Source organism: Aquimarina sp. U1-2 (genome assembly GCF_017897595.1).
Taxonomy (GTDB): domain Bacteria; phylum Bacteroidota; class Bacteroidia; order Flavobacteriales; family Flavobacteriaceae; genus Aquimarina.
Window position 1 is genome coordinate 195,486 of the sequence record NZ_JAGKIK010000004.1, and the last position, 21,458, is coordinate 216,943.

Genomic DNA, 21,458 nt, shown 5'->3' on the forward strand with positions numbered 1-21,458 from the left:
TATATATACTAAGATTTTCTTTTTAGAGCTTGCTGCCAAATCTTTGAGGTGATGCTATTCAAATCAAATGTTGTGGTTTTTATCATTTTTGAAATCATACTGGTTTCACTAAAAGACCAAAACAAACCGGCCTCTAGCAAGAAGGATTGTTCTGTATCTTTGCAGATGCGAAAATCATACATCGAAAAATCGCGACATCCCATAGCGCGGTGCATTGTTATCATGGTTTTTTTAAGTTGTGTCTCTAGTGTAGTATTCAAAATAGCAGGACAAGTCGCAGGAATCTCAATTTTATCAGATTGTGCTACTAATTTACCTTCGACATCGAATAAAAGTTTATCTGATTTCTTACGAATCGGATTTGAATGGTTTACATGATATTCAATAGCAGGTAATAGTTCAAATTCGTTGTCGATTTCTAAAATAGCGGCTCGAATCTCTCGACCATCAATAAACTCTTCAACGATAATCTTAGTACAAAACTGCAAAGCTTCATAAATTGCTTTTTCTAAATCTCGAGATTCGCGAACCAAGGTAAGACCTTCTGAATTATCGGATGTATTTGGTTTTACAATTACAGGAAAATTCATCATATCGACTTTTACTATTGCCTCTTCCACAGATCGCACTACAAAACTTTTTGGCAGACCTACATTTTCTTCCTGTCCGATACGTTTCGTCATTTGTTTATCCTGTGCTATTTTTAGAGTATAGCCCGAAGAACCGACCAAAGGGATACCCAGGGTATCTTCAAACAAAATCCTAATTGTAGTTAATCCTTTATCACAAAACAGGTGAGGAACGACCACATCAACATCAGAAAGTTTGGAAATAAATTCAGACAACCCAATTTTTTCACTTTTTTCATCAATAGAGGGACTAATTGACCAATTTCCATCGGGATAAATAACTGCAAACAACAATTTGAATTCTTGAGGTGCAACTACATCTTTCGCATATAATATCGACAAATCAAAAAAGAACTGAGATGTAGGCGAACCTACAATTTGAAGTGCCGTATACCTATTTTTAATCCCCTCCACTTACTACTATTTTACCTATATTAAAATCTATTTTTAACCACTCTTTTCCTTGAAATAGTAGCATCCATAATTGATACGGAATACTAATGTGATTCGTAAAGAAAAACGGCCATGGATCTTCTTTTCTAAAAACCGCTTCCTTTTCAGAAGAAATACGTTGCATAAGTTTTTTAATTTTAGAAAACGAGAATGCAGTGATTATGCGATACAGCTCATGATATAGCCAATATGTCGAATTAGCTTTTGCATTAGGAACAATTGGATCATTAATCTTTGATACATTCGTATATGCGTCTACGGTTTCTGGTTGACCGTGCATTAATGTAATCGCCGAATGTGTTCTGGGATTACATTCGATCGGGATAACTTCACCATTCTTGCGTATAATGAAATCAAAAGAAAGCTGTCCCGTTGCATTTAATTTTTGTAAAAAAGTGGTAACCCAAATTCTCACTTCTGGCACGTCTATTGGTTGATAATTTACCTGAAAAGGTGAACTGGGACAACAGATGTACAACGTCATTTTACCTTTACTACTTGTGGTATGCACGCACACTTCTCTACCCTCAATAAATTCTTGTAATACCCAAGAAGAATCTTCTCTTATCTCTAGATTTTTTACACGATCTTCCCATCCTTGATGCGGAATTGTACGCAAATCTAATCTATGAATAGGATCATAATCTAATTTTTTAAGTACATAAGATTTTTCTTTGGTAAATTCGAAATTTAGTAGCTGTTGAGGTGAAGTAATAGTATACGATTCAGGAACAGAAAGTCCAATGCTTTTGGCCAGCTCAATAAAGTCATGCTTATGGTCTAACAGCTTAACCGTTTTAGCATCCAAATGAAAAAACATGGTTTTCTTCTGAAATTTATCCCGTGCTAAAGCCGAGTAATATGCCGATTTAGGACTAGATACTGGTACAAATAAATCGGCATTATACTTTTGAGCAACCCTGGCCAGTTCATTTTGATAGTCTTCTCCGTCTGAATGTATTTCAGGAATAATTTCAAAATCTGATACACTGCTAGAATACCTGGTGCCACAATATTTATATAAAGGTGTTTCTACCACTACGACCTTGAATCCGTTAGAATAAAACAAGCGCGCCAATTGTAAACACTTCGTCATTTTTCCGCCAGTTAGTAAAACAGTACTTTTACTCGTTCTTTTTTTAGATTTTAAGAGTTGTAGTACCGAGTAATACAGCGCTATTAAAAAAGACGGAATGGCTAATACCCAAAGCACGGCTATGGTAATTATAGTCTTGCCTATGGTCATCAAACTACTCAATTCTTCTAATTAAGGTTATACCATCTCTCAAAGGCAACATGACCTGTTCAACCCTTGGATCATCGCATACTTTTTTATTAAAATTTTGAATAGCTTTTGCATCTTCATTATCAGGAACCGACTGGTATGCCTGTCCTTTAAGAAACGTATTGTCGACAATCATTATCCCCCCTATATTCAGCATTTCATTGTCCAGAATGTATTTAAAATAGTATAAATACCCCTGCTTATCAGCGTCTAGAAAAACGAAATCAAAAATCTTGTTACTTTGATGTAATTCTTCTAGAGTTTTACGCGCATCGCCAACTTTTAGTTCAATTTTATGACCTACAGGAGATTCATCTAAAAATTCACGAGCTTTCTGTGCTGTATAAGGATCAAATTCGCAAGCTAATAATTGTCCATCTTTGGGTAAAGCTTCAGCCATCGCTAGAGAAGCATATCCTGTAAACGAACCAATTTCAAGAACATTTTTTGCCTGCGCAATGGCAATAAGCATTTTTAAAAATTGTCCTTCTAGTACTCCCGATAGCATTTCAGGCTCTAACTGTAGCTGCGTTTGGCCATTTGTAAAAGCATCTTCCCAATCTATTTCATTTGTAGCTTTTTCAAGTTTTTGTAATGATTTTGAAGGCCTATTACTATGTGCTATAAGATAATCATCTAGTGGAAGCAAAAGCGCTTTAAGGTCTTTCAACAAATCAGGTACAATTCTAGTGCTTTGATGTAACACTGCAAGTTCTAGATCCTTTAGTTTTTTACTGGCAATAGAAAGAGGTGTAATTGGTTTTAACTTTTTACTACTCTTTGTTTTCATACTGCTGCTTCAGATACACGATCTTTTTGTTTATTCATCAACTTTTCAGATAATGTCTCCCAATTCGTCTCTGTTAATTCATCAAAATGAAGGTCGGCAATACGCTCTACATTTTCATCATGATAATTACCAAGAGTTGCCACTGTAAAAATACCGGCATTTTTTGCAGCTAAAAGGCTAATAAGACCATCTTCTATGGCAATACATTCTTCTGCCTTGATATCAAAATGTTTGCATGCATTTTTGTAACACTCTGGCGAAGGTTTACCATTCTCTACATCAGTTTTGTGAAAAATATGATCAAAATCTTCCTTAGAAATAGTGCCATCAAAGGCTTCTAAAATAGCTTCAGTATTGTCGGGATATGTCGTTGTAACCCATGCTACTTTTACATCCTGTTCTTTAGCCTCATCAATCAGCTGCTTTAATCCCGGTCTGGGTTCAACATTATTCTTCTTGATAAGCTCACCTGCTATGGCAGTTTTACTTTTATGAATACTTTTAATTTGTTGTGCTGTAAGTTCTTTGCCTGTAGCTTTGCTTAACGTTTCTAAACGCAGCATTCCACCATTACTTTTTAATAATTCTTTATACGTATCAACATCCCAATGCCAATTGATATTGTTTTCTTTAAAAGCTTCATTGTAGGCTTGTCGCTGATATTCTGATGTTTCGGCTACGGTTCCGATAGAACCAATAAATAATGCTTTAGGTTTCATAATTTTTTATATGTTAAGATTTATATGTTTACTTTTTCTAGTTGAAGTTGTTGCCTGGTCGTCTCAGCTACAGTAGAAGGGTCTTCTAATCCTACATCAGAGCAAAGTGGCTCGATGCCAATACCGTTTCTTTCGTATGAATGGCATAGGATTTTATATTCTGAAAGATAATTCGTAAGTTCTTCATGAGACAAATCATTTAAATAACCACATTGTCCGATCGTATGTTTTGGAAGCGGTGCTACAAGATTGCCTCCTCGTTTTTCAATAACTTTAACCTGAGCCTTGTAAATCAAATCACTATCATTTAAAATATCATGCCAGAGGCTTAGCTCGAAATCGCTTAAAAGTTGCATAATGCGGTCGCAATCTTCTTTTGCAATCCATCCTTTTCTAAAGCTTAAAAAAGCACCAAAGCCCATACCACAGGATATGGCATGACCATGTAGCATTCCCGAAGGAATTTCAAATCCAGGAGACCACGTATGACCGTAGGCATGGGGTCGGCATTGGTGAGTTTCATAAAGGTTTCCATATTCGGCTTCTACATAACTACGCATGGCTAGCGCAAGTATTTTTTGACCATCTTCAGATAGCTGATCATCATTTGTTTGTGTTCCAAATTGAGAATGAAGTAACGCAATACCTGTTTTTTCTAATAGTTCGAAAAGTTCAATATCCTTAACAACAGCCATTTTTATAATTTCGGCGATGCCATGACGAATCCATCCGGTACGAAGTGTTTTAAAAAAAGAACGATCGGTAAGTGTCATTACCGGTGCATGATAAGCGCCAAAAAGATTTTTAAACCCAAAACCATCACAACACGTACGTGGAGAAGGACCGGCATCTATCCCCGAAACAATAGAGGTTGCCAACATGACATAAGGTGTATTACGATGGTACAAAGCGCATGCTAAACCTCCAATATCTGCAATTACCCCTCCTCCTACAACAAGTACAGGTTCTTGACGTGCTACCCCAACGTTTTTGAAATCTGCTAATAGTACCTCTACCATGTGTATGCCTTTATCAATCTCCATAGCACGGTAAACCAAAGGTTCGAATTTAATCGTATGATACTCAAAATAGGTTTCAAGTTGCGTACGATAATGCTCATTAATAGTACTATCTATAACTGCAACCACACGACCCAAAGGTCTATAGAGTCTCGCAAGTGTTAGATTTTCAATATCGAGTATGCCTTCTTCAATATGGATCTGAGTCATTGTCGATTGCGTCATTACAGCTTCGATGAACGTTCCGTCTTTTGTACTATTGACCTCACCTGTTGATGATCGATACGCAGAAGTAGGATATATAGCATGAGGATGCTCTTGCTCTAAATGTTCAAGGAGTTTTTCGGTTTCTGAATTATTTTTATTTTTTCGTAGTAATTGAATGACACTTTTATCAGCTTCTTCAGATGCTTCTGCCCGTGCTGCTAACTCTTTCCACTTAGGTATATAAGATTGATCTGATAATTCAGCAAGTTCGAGTAGCGTTGTAAATAATTGTTTTATCGGCATTGCGAACGCACCTTTGAGCTTTCTTAAAAGTGGTCTGGACTTCAACGAGTTCTGGTTCAATTCAATATCATGTACTTCCGAAGAAAAAGCATCTATGCCACTAAAAGCTTTTAAAAGTTGTATCATAGAAGAGTGAGTAGCTAGTGTAACTATGCCAAGATTGGCATTATAATTATCAATAAATTCCTGAAGATAGCGTTGGATGTCTTTGTTTTGTGTCATCGTAGTGGTTTTTTAGTGTATTTCGTTTCTCGAATGTATCTATACCATTATAGATCGAAGGACTGATTTGAGTTTTTTATTAACCTTAAAAAGCAATTGAGGTAGCGATACGTTGACTGATGGTTTTTTTAATGCAGATTATGCTTTAGAACTTCGTCACGAAAATTGAAAATGTACTAAAATCCACGATTTTTTAATTGATTGTCCGTTATTATATCTAAAATTTAACTGAGAAGTCATCCTGAATTCATTTCAGGATCTCATGAAGTTTATTTTCTGTAAATTAAGATGAGAAGCTGAAACAAGCCTGTGCTGAACTCGTTTCAGTATTCAGCTTGACGCAAACCGTTTAAGTTAAATTACAGATATTCGTATTTTTTATATTCATTTCGGGATTACAGTAGTCTCAAGAGGGAATACGAATGATGTATGAAACGAATGTAAATAAGCGTCGTATAAAAAAAAGCGCCCTACTCAGGAACGCTTTTTCAAATGATTTGTGTGTGAGAAAGAGTGCTTATTTGGCTCCCCACTCTGCAAGGGAGTCTTTATTTAATTTTACATAGTCGGTATTACCTGCTTTTTCTGCTAATGATAACGAGGTTTTGGCTGCTTTTATTGCCCCATCCTTATCTCCTGACTTGGCATAAATAAGAGATTGTTGTCTGTGATACCAGAAAGCAGGTTCTTTTCTTAAAGAAATAGCTTTATCTATATGTTCTTTTGCTTTGGCATAGTCTTCAATATCTTTATAGAAAACAGCGGCTTGATAATGATCCTGAGCCGATGGACCTGCCATGGCTTTTTCGATACTTGCCATAGCCATCTTTTTTGCAGGTACTTCAATCTTCACCGCGGCTTCAACATTAGACCAGAGTAAACTCAGAATAGCAGAATCCATAGTGAAATCACTAAACATAATAGTAAACGTTTCAACATTAATCGGGATCGTAGTAGCTTTTACTGTTACTTTAGCAGCTACTTTAGAATCATCCCATTTTTGGGGAGTTCCCCAATTGTTGGCATCTGTATAAAAAAGTACTTCCCAGTTTTCTTTGCCTGGTTTGGTAAAAATAGCATAAGTACCTTTTTTTACTTCTTTCCCTTCTATCTTTACATCATCGCTAAACGTTATCGTCGTATTTTTGTTAGCACCCGTTCTCCAGAGTTTATCATAGGGTACCAAATCTCCAAATATAGTTCGTCCTCTCATACTAGGTCGAGCATATGCTACAGTCACATCTGTCAATCCGATAACTTGCTCAATTTTTGAGGTCGGACTAGGTTGCGGGGTTTTTACCTGAGCTTCAATACTAAATGAAAATAACGCAACAGAAAGAAATAATATGATTTTTTTCATAGTGTTTGTGTGATTTAATAAGTTTAATTAGTGATAACGAAATTAAGGAATACACCCACATAAAAAGTTAACAAAAACTTAAATTAAGTAATAGTATATTTACCGGGAATTTAATGACTACAATGAAGAAATACATTTCAGAAGGTATAGGAACATTTAGTATGGTATTTTGCGGTACTGGTGCTATGACCATAAATGAAATTACCAAAGGTGAAGTGACACATGTTGGTATCGCTATAACATGGGGTTTAATTGTAATGGCGATGATATATGCATTTGGTGCAATCTCAGGAGCTCATTTTAATCCTGCGGTGACTATTGCCTTTGCTTTTGCTAAAAAATTTAAATGGAAAGAGGTCCCCAGTTATATTCTCGCTCAATCCCTTGGTGCAATTATTGCTAGCGCTATTTTGGTATATTTATTTCCTACCAGTGAGTTTTTAGGAGGAACTATACCATCTATAGATGACCATAAAGCATTTATTTTAGAAGTTCTACTCACCTATTTTTTAATGGTTGTTATCATTCACGTTTCTACTGGTTCTAAAGAAATAGGAACTATGGCGGGTATTGCTGTAGGAGGTGTAGTTCTTCTTGAAGCTATGTTTGCCGGTCCTATTACGAAAGCCTCTATGAACCCTGCAAGATCATTGGGCCCTGCCGTACTTTCAGGAAATTGGGAACATCAATGGTTATACTTTACTGCTCCCGTTATAGGCGCTATACTCGCTGTACTTTCATATCGATTGGTTAGGTCAGATTCAGATTTTAAGGTTTAGGTGTTAGGGTTTAGGGTTTAGGTGTTAGGTATTAGGTATTAGGTTAGGGTTAGTATTTTTTTACATTTTTTATTTCATAATTCTGAATTCTGAATTAAAAAACACCTCCCTTGCCCTCCTCAGAGAGGAAATCTTGTGATTTACGTCATTAATAACACACTAATTACTCAATCACTCAACTATTATATCACCTTTAAACTTTTACATTTTTCATTTAAAATTTTACATTTTATAATTCTGAATTCAACATTCTAAATCAAAAAACACCTCCCTAGCCCTCCTCAAGGAGGGAATCTAATGATGTATTCTATCAACATCAAACTAAAAACTAAATACTCAACTACTCAACTACTCAACTACTATTTAATAAAGTTAAAATATTATTTTTTGTTTAACATTTTTATTATTAAAGTTAAACAAATTGATTGTATTTTTACTCCAAATTCATAAATATGAAGATCTACCGATTAGAAGCAAAGCAAAATCTTCCTATATCGTTGTCAGAGGCCTGGAAATTCTTATCCGACCCTAAAAATTTAAAGACAATTACTCCCGATTACATGGGGTTTCAAATTTTATCGGGTGCCGATCGTGAAATGTATGCAGGTCAAATCATACAATATATAGTAACACCCCTCGCAGGTATTAAAAGTAAATGGGTTACTGAAATTACGCATGTAAAAGATCAAGAGTACTTTGTAGATGAGCAACGTTATGGTCCGTATTCATTGTGGCATCATAAACATTTTTTAAAAGAAATCCCTGGCGGAGTTGAGATGTTAGACATCATCGATTATAAGATTCCTTTAGGATTTTTGGGACAACTCGTACATCCTATCCTTGTAAAACCTAAACTTAAAGAGATTTTTGGGTATCGCGAGGAAAAACTAATTGAATTGTTTGGAGCATATCAAATCAAAGACGAAGCTTCTAAAACATCAAAATCTAAGATCATATTTACATAAATAAAATAAAACACATAAATCGAACAGTAGTAAAATTTTAAAAATTTCTTCATCAAAGAGAATGTTTAAAATTTTTAATGTGGGAGCGTAGCGATTACACACGTTCTCAATTTTATAATTAACTTATTACCAATCAATTACTATAAGAGTATGAAAAAGAATATTTTATTAATAGGCGGAAGTCATGGTATCGGTTTTGAAATAGCCTTAAAATTATATAAAAATCATAACATATTTATCGCGTCTAGGACTTCAGAAAATTTGGGAAATTTAGAGGTTACCCACATTCCCTACGATGCATCTAAAGATGAGATCGATATGTCTACCCTACCCGATACAATTGACGGATTTGTGTATTGCCCTGGAAGTATTAATTTAAAGCCTTTTAAAATGTTAAGTCCGAAAGCCTTTGAAGAAGATATGCAGATCAATTTCATGTTTTTGGTAAAAATTGTGCATAGTTTACTTCCCAAACTAAAAAATGCCGATCAGGCCAGCCTTGTGTTTTTCAGTACAGTAGCTGTAAAAGTCGGAATGCCCTTTCATACAAGTATTGCAGCAGCAAAAGGAGCCATTGAAGGTTTTGCTAAGGCACTGGCGGCAGAATATGCGCCACAGTTCAGAGTAAATGTTATCGCACCGTCGCTAACAGATACTCCCTTAGCAGAAAGACTGTTGGCAAACGAGAAAAAGAAAGAAATGATGGATAATCGTCATCCTTTAAAACGTGTTGGTCAAGCCGAAGATATCGCAAATATTGCTGCTTTTCTATTAAGTGAAGAGAGTAGCTGGATTACCGGTCAAGTACTTGGAGTTGATGGAGGAATGTCTACCCTAAATATCAATTAAAATGGCACAAGAAGTCTCTATATTCTGGTTTAGAAGGGATTTAAGGTTAGATGACAATATAGGATTTTTAGAAGCGCTTAAAGAAGAGTATCAAGTGTTGCCTATTTTCATCTTTGATAAACATATTTTAGATGAGCTCCCCGAAGATGATGCAAGGGTTTCTTTTATTTATGATCAATTGCAATCCATGCGCGATGAGCTTCAACAGAAATACAACAGTTCGATCGCGCTGTATTACGGAGAACCTTTATCTATTTTTAAGGAGTTGATAGCTCAATACACTATAAAAAATGTATTTACCAATCAAGATTATGAACCTTACGCACTTGATCGCGATAAAGAAATTAAAAAGCTACTAGATAAGAAAGACATTAATTTTAATACCTTCAAAGATCAAGTCATTTTTGAAAAAGACGAAGTTGTAAAGTCAGATGGGGATCCTTATGTTGTGTATACACCTTATAAAAACAAGTGGAAAGAAATATTTGATGAATCTAAATTGAAGATTCATTATACTTCTCAGTATCTAGATAATCTTATTGAAAACACTAGACTTCCTAACCTATCGCTTAGCGACATGAATTTTAAAAAATCTTCGATTGATGTTCCTGATTATACGGTAACCCCTACACTGATAGATAATTATGAAGATACCAGAAATTATCCGGCTAAGGAAGACGGAACCTCAAGATTAGGGCCACATCTACGCTTTGGGACCGTAAGTGTACGAAAAATGATGAAAAAAGCGATCGCTGAAGAAAATGAAATCTTCTGGTCTGAATTGATATGGAGAGAGTTCTTTATGCAAATTTTGTGGCATTACCCTAAAACCAAAGATGAAGCTTTTCGGTCTAAGTACGATCGTATCGAATGGCGCAATAATGAAAATGAATTTGAGAAATGGAAAGAAGGAAAAACTGGATATCCCCTAGTCGATGCAGGGATGCGGCAGTTAAACAAAACGGGATATATGCACAATCGTGTACGCATGGTGGTTGCTAGTTTTTTATGTAAACATCTTCTTATCGACTGGCGTTGGGGTGAAGCCTATTTTGCTGAAAAATTATTAGATTACGAAATGTCCTCAAACGTAGGCAACTGGCAATGGGCAGCAGGATCTGGTGTAGATGCAGCTCCTTATTTTAGGATTTTTAACCCAACATCTCAAATAGACAAATACGATAAAAATAAAGAATATATCAAAAACTGGATAGATGAATACGGTACCGATGCGTATCCCGAGAAAATGGTAGATCACAAAGAAGCTAGAGAACGTTGTTTAAAAGTATATAAAGAGGCCGTATCTTAACGGCTTAGTGAAATAGCTATTTCTAGCGCGTCTTACCACTATAAACTATGATTTTTAGTATTACACATAGTGCAAAGTAGATTATAGGTTATGCATCCTATTTTATCGAACTAAAATTTTATTCCTGTAGAAAATTGAAAAACAGAAAATTGTCTGGATAGCTCTACACCACCAATTTCTATGATATTCGTAACTCCCAGATTATAACGTGCTTGAAAAAAGGCGCCCATTTCAAATTGATATCCCAACCCAATATTAATAGCAACGTCTACGTCTGATACAAAATCATCAAAATCTACATCTGAGGTTTCTGTAACTCCTCCTTCAAATGTATTTTTTCGTTCCAGAACTGCTGAAGTTAAAATCCCAACCTGTGGTCCGGCTTCAATACTAAAACCAGGTACTACGTAAAATGGATAATACTTCACCATAATTGGAAGGTAAATATAATCCAATTTCAAATTTTCTTCTTCAAAATTAGGCTCAAAACTCTCTGCACTAAATCCCTGAAAAGAATATAACAATTCGGGTTGTAATCCTATGTATTCATTGATAGGTATTTCGGCTGCTAAACCTATATGAATACTTGTTCTAGGATCCAAATCGTCTACTTCATCACCTCGAACATCGGCAATATTTAAACCCAGTTTAATTCCAATTTCGAAGTCTTCAACTTGTGCTTTAGCAATATGAGAAAATAAACCCATACACAAAACAACAAAAAACAGCTTTTTAGTCATAGTTTTAAATATTTGGAGCATTACTATTAAAAGCTAATCGCATTACGTATTCTAAGCTAAAAACTTAAAAAATGTAATTAAATTATGCAATCAAAAGTAAACAACAGGATCCAGAAATAAAAAAAAACTTGTTTTAATACGCTAACCATGCACTTTTAAATCTTTATAAACCTAACAAATCTTTTATTTTTTGTAAAGCAGGATTACGGTTATTTTCTTTCCAGATAACCGATAATACAGCTGTTTGTTTAATTTTAGGAATTTTAAGGAATTTGACATCAAGATCAAAACCATATTGTAAAGAAGTAGGTACAATAGCAACTCCCAATCCATGTGCTACGAGCTTAAAAATAGTTTGTGCATGTACCGACCTATGAGAGACTTTTGGACTAAACCCCCTGTCTTCACAAATACTCATGATTTTGTCATAGTAAAGTGAACTATAATCTGAAGAAAAAAGTATAAAATTTTCAGTAGACACTTGCCCTACGTGTTTAAATGAATTTGCATCAAGAACATGTGATTTAGGCAAAACCAGTGAAAATGTATCGGTATGTATGGTTTTTATTTGAATTCCCTTAGGAACTCTAGCCAATCTTACAAATCCCAGATCTAATTGATCGTGTTCTATAGCTTCTACCTGTAAATGATTAGACATTTCTTCAAGATTAAAACGAATATCTGGAAATCTATTGTTTACATCAACTAGTAATTTTGGGATAACCGTTTGCATAGCCGACCCTAAAAACCCAATACGAATTTCTCCTTCTATACCCGTGGCAATTAAGTGTGTTTGCCTAATAGTTAAATGGATGTGATTAAAGATATAGTTCAATTCTTTTTTAAGATACGCTCCTGCAACTGTTAGCCTTACATTTCTTTTATCTCTTATAAATAATTTTGCATCGATAATCTCTTCCATCTGTTTGATTTGTCTACTCAAGCCAGGTTGAGAAATAAATAACCGATCTGCGGCCTTTCTAAAATGCAATTCCTCGGCAACGGCCAAAAAATAGGTAAAATGGCGAAGTTCCAATTGATAACTCATAGTTATTAATTATTGATTTAATAAGTATTTCTAATTATTAAAAGTAAGCATTATTTTAGTAATAAAATTAACCCTTATATATCTGCTATGTAATTAAACTAAATATATGAATAGATGCTTTTAGACCTAAATTTATAATGGGTCGTCATGAGCATATCTTGTAATCATATTTTCACTAGAGATAGAAGATTTATTTATGGCACTGAATAACTCAAATATTTGATATTTAGACGACTAATTAAACAACATGATGCAAAAACAAACACCACCCTTTTTATATGGTGAGCACTATTTAACCGCCAGTATTGCCTTAAACATCGTTCGCGGGAAACAGAAAGGTATTATTTCATCATTGTCAAGAGAAAAAATTAATCAAAACCGACAAGTTGTACATAACATTGTCGAAAAAGGAGATCCGGTATACGGTATCAATACAGGTTTTGGTCCACTATGCACGACCAGCATATCTAAAGAAGAAACAAAAATCTTACAGGGTAACATATTACAGAGCCACAGTGTGGGGGTGGGTTCTCCTATAGCTTCAGATATTGCAAAGCTTATGATGGTGCTCAAGGTACAATCGCTTGCAAAAGGGTATTCTGGCATAGCTGAAGAGACATTGGATCGAATTTTATGGCATATCGATAATGATGCTATTCCGCAGGTACCGAGCCAAGGATCAGTAGGAGCTTCTGGCGATTTGGCACCACTATCCCATTTGTTTTTACCCCTTTTAGGTTTAGGAAATGTATCTTATAAGGGTGAAGTCTTGACTACGTCAGAACTACTATCAAAAGTGCAGCTTAAACCGCTTCATTTGGGTCCAAAAGAAGGGTTAGCGCTAATTAATGGCACTCAATTTATTGCTGCCCATGCAATAAAGGTGATAGAACGACTGCATAATTGCCTCGCTCATGCAGATATTATAGGTGCTATGATGATTGAAGGATTGCAAGGTTCGATAAAGCCGTTTTTTAAAGAACTACATCAACTTAGACCTTTTAAAGGAAATATTCATGTAGCATCAAGAATAAAATCGCTATTACAAGGGTCAGAAATTATGCAAGATCATCAATATTGTGATCGTGTACAAGACCCCTACTCCTTACGGTGTATGCCACAAGTTCATGGTGCCTCTAGAAATGCCTGGCTTCATCTTAAAGAATTACTAGAAATAGAGCTTAATGCTGTCACAGATAATCCTATAGTTATTCATGAAAACTTGACAATTAGTGGAGGAAGTTTTCATGGACAACCCCTAGCAATGGCCATAGATTATGCCTGCCTGGCAGCTTCAGAAATCGGTAATATTTCAGATCGTCGTATTTATCTGGCTTTAGAAGGAAATTCGCCTGGTGTACCTAAATTATTGATGAAAAACACAGGAATCAACTCTGGGTACATGATTTTACAATACACTACAGCAGCATTAGCTAGTGAAAACAAAGGTTTGTGTTTCCCTTCGAGCGCAGATAGTATTCCTACATCACTGGGTCAAGAAGATCATGTAAGTATGGGATCTATTGCAGGTCGAAAAGCCTTAAATGTTATCGAAAACGTAGAAAAAATACTGGCGATAGAATTACTTACGGCAGCACAGGCTTTTGAATTTAGAAAACCCTTAAAATCCGGAATCATACTTGATGAAATTCATCAAAAGATTCGAACAAAAGTTTCATTTGCACAACAAGACCGGGTATTTGCCGATGATATTGAAGAAGGTATTAAAATGATCAAAAATGAAACGATAACTTCTCTGGTTCATCAAATAGCTTCTAGAGAAAAATTATCACTAGAGACCCCTTACTCGCAGGATTTTGAAGTATATTAAAAAGAGAACTAGTAGATGAATTCGAAAAGTACATATAAATTAATTGGTCCAATCAAACAACTGATAGGTCTAGAGCACCTTCCTGTTCATGGTCCTCTTCGCGATGAAGCATTAACTAGTATTGTTAATGGCGGAATTATTACACATAATGAACAAATACATCGTATTGGAACATTTTCTGAATTAACAGAAGAAGCCAAAAATGTTAAAGCTGAACTCATTAAACTACACGAAGATTTTGTATGCGTTCCCGGGTTTATAGATGCTCATACTCACATCTGCTTTGCGGGCTCCAGAGCAAAGGACTACGCAATGCGCAATGCAGGTCAATCGTATTTAAATATTGCAAAAGCCGGCGGAGGAATTTGGGACACGGTAACCCATACAAGAAAAGCAGATCAACAAGAACTTGCAGAGGGTGTACAAAAAAGAGCTCATACACTTCTCAACCAAGGTATCACTACGATTGAGGTGAAAAGTGGATACGGACTTTCGATCGAAGAGGAATTAAAAATGCTTCGTGCCATTCAATCAGCTCAAATTAACACCAAAGCCGATCTTATTGCTACATGCTTAGCAGCACATGTGTTGCCCAAAGATTTTGATGATAATCACCAATCCTATTTAGACGCCATTAGCAATATATTGTTTCCTATTCTAACGCAAGAACAACTTTGTAATAGAATTGATGCGTTTATAGAACAGGGCGCCTTTTCGCCAACCGATATATATCCATACTTTAAAAAAGCAAAAGCTATGGGATTTGATATTACGGTTCATGCTGATCAATTTACTGTAGGAGGTAGTCAAATTGCTGTAGATATAGGTGCTGTTAGTGCAGATCATCTGGAAGCTAGTACAAAAAACGAAGTAAACCTAATAGCTCATAGCAACGTTGTCGCTGTAGCTTTACCCGGTGCTTCTATTGGTTTGGGTTGTGATTTTGCACCTGCAAGAAAAATTTTAAACACTAAAGGAGCTCTTGCCATAGCCAGCGATTGGAATCCCGGATCGGCACCTATGGGTGATCTACTTACACAAGCTTGTATTTTAGGAACATTTGAAAAATTATCTAATGCCGAAATATTAGCCGGGATAACCTATCGGGCTGCCGCAGCACTTAAATTAAATGATCGTGGACGCCTCGCTAAAGGAAAACTTGCAGATTTCAATTTGTTTCAAACAGATCATTTTAACGAGATTTTCTATCACCAGGGAAAACTAACTCCGGCACAGGTCTGGAAACGTGGTTGCCTGGTTTCATATAAAAATTGCATATGACATTCAAAGAACAAATACGCCAGGGCATACCCACAACACTGCCTGAAAAATACGAGATAGAGCCAACTATCAGTCGAGCTCCTAAGCGTAAACAAATATTATCCAGCGAAGAAAAAAAACTGGCGCTGCAAAATGCGCTTCGCTATTTTCCGAAAGACTGGCATCAAACCCTGGCTCAGGAATTTCTGGACGAGCTTCACGATTTTGGACGTATTTATATGTACCGCTTCAAACCGACCTACAAAATGTATGCCCGACCTATCGATGAATATCCTTCTAAAACAAAGTCGGCCGCAGCTATCATGCTTATGATTCAAAATAATTTGGATCCTGCTGTAGCACAGCATCCTTACGAATTAATAACCTATGGAGGTAACGGAGCTGTTTTTCAAAACTGGGCGCAGTACATTCTTACCATGCAGTATCTAGCTATGATGAATGAAGAACAAACGCTGCACCTATATTCGGGACACCCCATGGGCTTGTTTCCGTCTTCAAAAAATGCTCCCAGAGTTGTGGTTACCAATGGTATGATGATCCCTAATTATTCCAAACCAGATGATTGGGAAAAATTCAACGCTTTAGGTGTAACACAATACGGACAAATGACAGCAGGTAGCTATATGTATATTGGTCCTCAGGGAATTGTACATGGTACCACAATTACTATCATGAATGCCTTCAGAAAAATAAGACCCTCTGACACCTCATATGCAGGTAAAATTTTTCTTACTGCCGGTTTAGGTGGAATGAGCGGTGCCCAACCTAAAGCAGGAAACATCGCAGGATGTATTACGGTTTGTGCAGAGGTGAACCCAAATGCTGCTCAAAAACGATATGAACAGGGTTGGGTTGATGAAATTATAGACCATATCGATAACCTGGTCATTCGTGTGAAGAAGGCAGTAGATCAAAAAGAAATTGTTTCGATAGCATATCAAGGTAATGTGGTAGACGTATGGGAACGATTTTATGAAGAAAATATTCATGTTGATCTCGGCTCAGATCAAACATCTCTTCATAATCCGTGGTCAGGAGGGTATTATCCTGTTGGTTTGAAGTATACCGAAGCCAATACTATGCTTAGTAATAACCCTGATGGTTTTAAGCTAAAAGTTCAAGATTCGCTACGAAGACATGCCGATGCTATTAATAAACATACCGCTCGAGGCACGTATTTTTTCGATTATGGAAATGCTTTCCTTCTAGAAGCATCTCGCGCTGGTGCAAATATCCTAAAGAAAAACAGTGCCGATTTTAAATATCCTTCTTACATACAGGATATTTTGGGGCCAATGTGCTTTGATTACGGGTTTGGTCCTTTTCGATGGGTATGTACTTCCGGAAAACCAGAAGATTTAGATACTACAGATCAAATCGCTTTAAACGTATTGAAATCCATTAAAGAAAAAGCTCCCAAAGAAATACAGCAACAAATGCAGGATAATATCACCTGGATTCAAGAAGCGAAAAAAAATGCTCTAGTCGTAGGATCACAGGCTCGTATTTTATATGCCGATGCAGAAGGTCGTATCAAAATTGCTGAAGCTTTTAATGCCGCGATAAAAAAGGGAGATATTTCGGCTCCTATTGTATTAGGCAGAGATCATCACGATGTTAGCGGAACCGATTCTCCATACCGCGAAACTAGTAATATTTACGATGGAAGCAAATTTACAGCAGACATGGCTATTCACAATGTTATCGGTGACAGCTTTAGAGGAGCAACTTGGGTTTCAATTCACAATGGTGGCGGAGTTGGTTGGGGTGAAGTGATCAATGGTGGTTTTGGTCTGGTAATAGACGGATCGGCACAAGCTGCGGCACAATTAAAGAATATGCTATTTTATGATGTAAATAATGGTATTTCCCGAAGAAGCTGGGCTAGAAATCAAGAAGCTCTTTTCGCAATACAAAGAGAAATGGAACGTACACCACAATTAAAAGTAACATTACCATCCCAAGTAGAAGATAGTATTCTAGATCAAATTTTATAAATAATACGGTAAAAGCTATTTTTATACGATAGTACGCATCTAATACTACTAGGTAACGTTTTGATATGAGAACATATGAAATGAGCATAAACTTTTTTCAGCATACCCTACCGATATGATTAAAATAAGTTTGTGCGAAAACGAAGTGGTTACATCTGTTTATAATTTTGTAATTACTTATTTTTCATTGAATTAAAAAATTTTAAACAGATGAAACGAGCATTAATAAATTTTAAAAATTACTTCACAAAAGGGAATGTTTAAAATTTTTAATGTGAGAGCGTAGCGCTTACATACGTTCTCAATTTTTTAATTATTTCGTTTTCAAACAATCAAAAAGATTTAAACGTATGAAAAATTATAGAAAACCAAACATTAAATCTTGGCAGACAAGTCGTTCTTCAATGAAGCAACTCTATTTTCATGAAAAAGTAGATTTTCTGAATATAAAACACGACGAAATGCCCAAAAAACAAGAAAAGTTGTTTGCAATGTTGGGTTTTGCTTGTGATGAAGGAGTGAGAAGAAACAAGGGACGAACCGGAGCTAGTTACGGCCCAGAGGCTATACGCCAAATGTTAGCCCCCCTTGCAAATCATTTTGAAACATCTATGACAATTCTAGATGCGGGCGATGTACTATGGACTGAAGCCAACATGGAAAATACGCACAACGAAACGACACTATGTATTGCCAAGCTATTACAACATCATATTTTTCCTATAATTCTGGGCGGCAGTCATGATCTTGCACACGCCCATTATAAGGCTATCAAAAAGATATATCCAAATAAAAAAATAGGAATTATTAATTTTGATGCACATTTTGATTTACGAGAAGTAACCGATCGTGGTACTTCAGGAACTCCATTCTATCAAATTGCTCAAGAAAATGATGTATTTCACTATTTATGTTTGGGTATACAAAAAGAATCTAATCATAGGGAACTTTTTAACCGAGCTGAAGCATTAAAAGTTCAGTATGTGTTGAATACAGAATTTACTACAAAAAATAAAAAAGAAATTTATAAGACCGTTAACGACTTTATTGATCAGGTAGATCTTATCTATCTCACAATTGATATGGATGGCTTTTCTTCGATCTACGCACCTGGTGTTAGTGCTCCTTCCCCACTTGGTTTTACACCGGATATTGCGATGCAAACTATACAACAAATTAGCAAATCTAATAAACTAGTAAGTGCTGATGTTGTAGAAGTAAATCCAAAGTATGATATAGATAATTGTACTGCCCGATTAGCCGCTAGACTAATATACCACTTACTTTCTTGCCTTTCATAATAGTATCTTCAAACTTACAAGTATAATAGTGAGTGGAAGTACACTATTACTATAAATAACTTATTGATTGTCTGTTATTATACCTAAAATTTAACTGAGAAGTCATCCTGAATTCATTTCAGGATCTCATTAAGTTTATTTATAGTACATTGAGATGAGAAGCTGAAACGAGTTCAGCTTGACGCAAACCGTTTAGATTTAATTACGGATATTCGTAAACAACTTCAATACTAAGAAGTAATAAAAAAGGGATTACCAGAAAATAATCCCTCTTATCGATTTAAAAAACACAAAACCGAAACCGGTTACTTCTTTATTACTTACGAATCGCATACTTAGAGGCTTCAGGAAGTTCTTTCAAAAAATTTACAACACTTGTAACATTTAGTCCGAAAATGGCAATTAAATTATTCATGATTGTGTGATTTTAGGATTAATGATTACGAAGTTAACATGTTATCAACAATATTCAAAATATTTTGTTTATTATTTGTTAATAAATAGTTTAAATACATATATAGTGGCTATATTAATCATACTAATGATTTATTATTTTTTATTTGAAGTATTATTCTTACTTATATTGTTAATAATGATAAAAGATTATGTATATTAACCGATATTCAGTTTACATTTTAAATTAAGTAGTATCCTAAATACCGCTTACGCCTTATTTCAGGTATTCTAAAATTCATAAAGCGCGAATACATATCTCGATTGGATTATTTGAGAAGCCCAAAAACACTTCCAAAAAAGATATATTAGTTATGAGATTTTCTATACATTGCAACAATGAAAACAGCGACCGTTAGAGAATTAAAGACTGAATTGACGCATCGATGTGATAAAGAACTTATTGATATATGCATTCAACTTTCAAAGTTCAAAAAAGAAAATAAAGAATTGCTTACCTATATATTATTTGAGTCTTCTAGTGAAGCAGGATATGTTGAATCCATAAAGAGTGAAGTTGATCAGCAATTCGCTCTCATCAATACATCGTCATATCATTATATAAAAAAGAGTGTGCGCAAAATTTTACGTCTGGTCAAAAAATACATTCGATATTCAAAAAATAAAGAGACCGAGGTAGAATTACTACTTTATTTTTGCCAAAAACTATCTGGTTTTCAACCTTTCATCAAAAGAAGTACAGTATTACAAACTATATTAGATAGGGAAACAAAAAGTATTTACAAAAAACTTAATGGCTTACATGAAGATTTACAATATGATTTTAAAATCGAATTGGAATCATTATAATCGATTTATCTTAAGACATCATTTAAATCTCTAGTCTGTGCTCAAATTAACGTTCATTTAACGTAGTAGTGTTTTTGTGTTTTTTATATTAGAAATAAAACTCACACTATGAAAAAGAAACAACTAAATAATGACGTAATCTTGGCGGATATGCATGATAATGGAATACGTTTTAATGAATGTTTAAAGAGTAAAAAAGAAGAAAAAGAAAATCAAAAACAAAAAATTGAGAAATTAAAAGAGAAATAATATCAAATTCATTATGAAAATGACATAAAAGATCTGTGATTGCTACACAGTCAATCTGAGCATATCTTTTTACTCCTAAGAAGCTATGAAAATATTGCATAGCCATAAGTATACGAAATCCTCTAATAAACTTATTCTTAACTCGTTTCAACATTCAGGACGACACTAATTTAAATGTTGGTCGCAGTAATCGATATTGAAAAAAATTAGAACTTTAGCGTTCAAACATTAACGATATAAACTCTGCTACACAAGCTGGCTTTTCGATATTTTCAATTTCAACAGTGCAATCCCAGGTGATTTTTAGTCCGTTACTGTTATAATTTTCAATTTTTTGAATGCGACTATGTAAACGTAGTCGACTGTTTACCACTACAGCATGTGGAAAACGAACCTTATTAAGACCATAGTTAACACCCATTACAGAAGTTTTTACGATTAAGAGATCCATCAACATTTTTGATAATAGCGATACCGATAAAAATCCGTGTGCGATAGGTTTTTTGAATGGGGATTCTTTTTTGATCCGTTCTAGATCTACGTGAACCCATTGATGATCGAGCGTGGCTTCGGCAAAAGCATTGATCATTTCTTGTGTTACGGTAATCCATGCTCCTGTTGGGAGCGATTTTCCCTCATAAGTCTTAAACTCTTCAAAATTTTTACAGGTGAGTTGATTCATACGTTTAAATCTTTGTAATTGTTTGAAAACAAAATAATTAAAAAATTGAGAACCTATGTAAACGCTACGCTCTCACATTAAAAATTTTAAACATTCCTTTGATGAAGAAATTTTTAAAATTTGTTAATGTTCGTTTCATACGTTAAAATTTTAGTCCTATTCAATTTCCTATATGAT

Annotated in this window: 19 protein-coding genes; 10 read left to right on the plus strand and 9 right to left on the minus strand. The window is 35.1% G+C overall.

Annotated features, from left to right (window positions below):
• Nucleotides 1-8 precede the first annotated feature (8 nt).
• The 6 genes from J8281_RS07520 to J8281_RS07545 form a co-directional block, all read right to left on the minus strand.
• Entirely contained in the window at nucleotides 9-1,043 is a 1,035-nt protein-coding gene (locus J8281_RS07520) for an ATP-grasp domain-containing protein (RefSeq protein WP_210197001.1), read from the minus strand.
• Nucleotides 1,030-2,340, minus strand: coding sequence for a hypothetical protein (locus J8281_RS07525; RefSeq protein WP_210197002.1), 1,311 nt, complete (start codon nucleotides 2,338-2,340; stop codon nucleotides 1,030-1,032). The genes J8281_RS07520 and J8281_RS07525 overlap by 14 nt, the downstream gene beginning before the upstream one ends.
• The gene (locus J8281_RS07530) at nucleotides 2,333-3,157 is read right to left on the minus strand and encodes an O-methyltransferase (protein ID WP_210197003.1); all 825 of its coding nucleotides are present in this window, start codon (nucleotides 3,155-3,157) and stop codon (nucleotides 2,333-2,335) included. Before J8281_RS07530 ends, J8281_RS07525 begins: the two co-directional genes overlap by 8 nt.
• Complete coding sequence (locus tag J8281_RS07535) at nucleotides 3,154-3,876, minus strand: HAD-IA family hydrolase (RefSeq protein WP_210197004.1); 723 nt, start codon at nucleotides 3,874-3,876, stop codon at nucleotides 3,154-3,156. The genes J8281_RS07530 and J8281_RS07535 overlap by 4 nt, the downstream gene beginning before the upstream one ends.
• A 20-nt stretch (nucleotides 3,877-3,896) precedes the next feature.
• Nucleotides 3,897-5,627: a sedoheptulose 7-phosphate cyclase gene (locus J8281_RS07540; protein WP_210197005.1), complete on the minus strand. Its 1,731-nt coding sequence runs from the start codon at nucleotides 5,625-5,627 to the stop codon at nucleotides 3,897-3,899.
• Between the two features lie 517 nt (nucleotides 5,628-6,144).
• Entirely contained in the window at nucleotides 6,145-6,987 is an 843-nt protein-coding gene (locus J8281_RS07545) for a DUF2911 domain-containing protein (RefSeq protein ID WP_210197006.1), read from the minus strand.
• 122 nt (nucleotides 6,988-7,109) lie between these two features.
• On the opposite strand from J8281_RS07545, the gene J8281_RS07550 reads away from it, so the two are divergent.
• From J8281_RS07550 to J8281_RS07565, 4 genes are all read left to right on the plus strand, one after another.
• Nucleotides 7,110-7,766, plus strand: a complete 657-nt coding sequence (locus J8281_RS07550) for an MIP/aquaporin family protein (protein ID WP_246849023.1) — start codon at nucleotides 7,110-7,112, stop codon at nucleotides 7,764-7,766.
• Between the two features lie 452 nt (nucleotides 7,767-8,218).
• The gene (locus J8281_RS07555) at nucleotides 8,219-8,731 is read left to right on the plus strand and encodes an SRPBCC family protein (protein WP_210197008.1); all 513 of its coding nucleotides are present in this window, start codon (nucleotides 8,219-8,221) and stop codon (nucleotides 8,729-8,731) included.
• A gap of 150 nt (nucleotides 8,732-8,881) precedes the next feature.
• Nucleotides 8,882-9,580, plus strand: coding sequence for an SDR family NAD(P)-dependent oxidoreductase (locus tag J8281_RS07560; RefSeq protein WP_210197009.1), 699 nt, complete (start codon nucleotides 8,882-8,884; stop codon nucleotides 9,578-9,580).
• Nucleotide 9,581: 1 nt separating this feature from the next.
• Nucleotides 9,582-10,889, plus strand: coding sequence for a deoxyribodipyrimidine photo-lyase (locus tag J8281_RS07565; protein ID WP_210197010.1), 1,308 nt, complete (start codon nucleotides 9,582-9,584; stop codon nucleotides 10,887-10,889).
• Nucleotides 10,890-10,999: 110 nt separating this feature from the next.
• On the opposite strand, the gene J8281_RS07570 is transcribed toward J8281_RS07565, so the two are convergent.
• Both J8281_RS07570 and J8281_RS07575 read right to left on the minus strand, forming a co-directional pair.
• Nucleotides 11,000-11,629 carry a porin family protein gene (locus tag J8281_RS07570; RefSeq protein ID WP_210197011.1) on the minus strand — a complete coding sequence of 210 codons (630 nt, stop codon included), beginning with the start codon at nucleotides 11,627-11,629 and terminating at the stop codon, nucleotides 11,000-11,002.
• Nucleotides 11,630-11,792: 163 nt separating this feature from the next.
• Nucleotides 11,793-12,677: a LysR family transcriptional regulator gene (locus J8281_RS07575; protein WP_210197012.1), complete on the minus strand. Its 885-nt coding sequence runs from the start codon at nucleotides 12,675-12,677 to the stop codon at nucleotides 11,793-11,795.
• Nucleotides 12,678-12,927: 250 nt separating this feature from the next.
• On the opposite strand from J8281_RS07575, the gene hutH reads away from it, so the two are divergent.
• The 6 genes from hutH (at nucleotide 12,928) to J8281_RS07605 (ending at nucleotide 20,599) form a co-directional block, all read left to right on the plus strand.
• The gene (gene hutH, locus J8281_RS07580; protein WP_371812596.1) at nucleotides 12,928-14,508 is read left to right on the plus strand and encodes a histidine ammonia-lyase; all 1,581 of its coding nucleotides are present in this window, start codon (nucleotides 12,928-12,930) and stop codon (nucleotides 14,506-14,508) included.
• A 15-nt stretch (nucleotides 14,509-14,523) separates the two neighbouring features.
• Nucleotides 14,524-15,789 (plus strand): imidazolonepropionase, encoded by a 1,266-nt coding sequence (hutI, locus tag J8281_RS07585; protein WP_210197014.1) that lies wholly within the window; start codon nucleotides 14,524-14,526, stop codon nucleotides 15,787-15,789.
• The gene (locus tag J8281_RS07590; RefSeq protein ID WP_210197015.1) at nucleotides 15,786-17,786 is read left to right on the plus strand and encodes a urocanate hydratase; all 2,001 of its coding nucleotides are present in this window, start codon (nucleotides 15,786-15,788) and stop codon (nucleotides 17,784-17,786) included. The genes hutI and J8281_RS07590 overlap by 4 nt, the downstream gene beginning before the upstream one ends.
• A 350-nt stretch (nucleotides 17,787-18,136) precedes the next feature.
• Complete coding sequence (hutG, locus tag J8281_RS07595; protein WP_210197016.1) at nucleotides 18,137-19,087, plus strand: formimidoylglutamase; 951 nt, start codon at nucleotides 18,137-18,139, stop codon at nucleotides 19,085-19,087.
• A 792-nt stretch (nucleotides 19,088-19,879) separates the two neighbouring features.
• A complete protein-coding gene (locus J8281_RS07600) occupies nucleotides 19,880-20,350 on the plus strand; it encodes a hypothetical protein (RefSeq protein WP_210197017.1) in 471 nt (156 codons plus the stop codon).
• Between the two features lie 108 nt (nucleotides 20,351-20,458).
• Nucleotides 20,459-20,599, plus strand: a complete 141-nt coding sequence (locus tag J8281_RS07605) for a hypothetical protein (RefSeq protein WP_210197018.1) — start codon at nucleotides 20,459-20,461, stop codon at nucleotides 20,597-20,599.
• Nucleotides 20,600-20,813: 214 nt separating this feature from the next.
• Here J8281_RS07605 and J8281_RS07610 read toward each other — a convergent pair whose 3' ends face one another.
• Complete coding sequence (locus J8281_RS07610; RefSeq protein ID WP_210197019.1) at nucleotides 20,814-21,281, minus strand: MaoC family dehydratase; 468 nt, start codon at nucleotides 21,279-21,281, stop codon at nucleotides 20,814-20,816.
• Nucleotides 21,282-21,458 lie beyond the last annotated feature (177 nt).

Excerpts from the sequence above, each read along its gene's own strand:
- J8281_RS07530 (WP_210197003.1), bottom strand. The coding sequence starts at position 3,157 with ATGAAAACAAAGAGTAGTAAAAAGTTAAAACCAATTACACCTCTTTCT.
- J8281_RS07535 (WP_210197004.1), bottom strand. The coding sequence starts at position 3,876 with ATGAAACCTAAAGCATTATTTATTGGTTCTATCGGAACCGTAGCCGAA.
- J8281_RS07540 (WP_210197005.1), bottom strand. The coding sequence starts at position 5,627 with ATGACACAAAACAAAGACATCCAACGCTATCTTCAGGAATTTATTGAT.
- J8281_RS07545 (WP_210197006.1), bottom strand. The coding sequence starts at position 6,987 with ATGAAAAAAATCATATTATTTCTTTCTGTTGCGTTATTTTCATTTAGT.
- J8281_RS07550 (WP_246849023.1), top strand. The coding sequence starts at position 7,110 with ATGAAGAAATACATTTCAGAAGGTATAGGAACATTTAGTATGGTATTT.
- J8281_RS07555 (WP_210197008.1), top strand. The coding sequence starts at position 8,219 with ATGAAGATCTACCGATTAGAAGCAAAGCAAAATCTTCCTATATCGTTG.
- J8281_RS07560 (WP_210197009.1), top strand. The coding sequence starts at position 8,882 with ATGAAAAAGAATATTTTATTAATAGGCGGAAGTCATGGTATCGGTTTT.
- J8281_RS07565 (WP_210197010.1), top strand. The coding sequence starts at position 9,582 with ATGGCACAAGAAGTCTCTATATTCTGGTTTAGAAGGGATTTAAGGTTA.
- J8281_RS07570 (WP_210197011.1), bottom strand. The coding sequence starts at position 11,629 with ATGACTAAAAAGCTGTTTTTTGTTGTTTTGTGTATGGGTTTATTTTCT.
- J8281_RS07575 (WP_210197012.1), bottom strand. The coding sequence starts at position 12,677 with ATGAGTTATCAATTGGAACTTCGCCATTTTACCTATTTTTTGGCCGTT.
- hutH (WP_371812596.1), top strand. The coding sequence starts at position 12,928 with ATGCAAAAACAAACACCACCCTTTTTATATGGTGAGCACTATTTAACC.
- hutI (WP_210197014.1), top strand. The coding sequence starts at position 14,524 with ATGAATTCGAAAAGTACATATAAATTAATTGGTCCAATCAAACAACTG.
- J8281_RS07590 (WP_210197015.1), top strand. The coding sequence starts at position 15,786 with ATGACATTCAAAGAACAAATACGCCAGGGCATACCCACAACACTGCCT.
- hutG (WP_210197016.1), top strand. The coding sequence starts at position 18,137 with ATGAAAAATTATAGAAAACCAAACATTAAATCTTGGCAGACAAGTCGT.
- J8281_RS07600 (WP_210197017.1), top strand. The coding sequence starts at position 19,880 with ATGAAAACAGCGACCGTTAGAGAATTAAAGACTGAATTGACGCATCGA.
- J8281_RS07605 (WP_210197018.1), top strand. The coding sequence starts at position 20,459 with ATGAAAAAGAAACAACTAAATAATGACGTAATCTTGGCGGATATGCAT.
- J8281_RS07610 (WP_210197019.1), bottom strand. The coding sequence starts at position 21,281 with ATGAATCAACTCACCTGTAAAAATTTTGAAGAGTTTAAGACTTATGAG.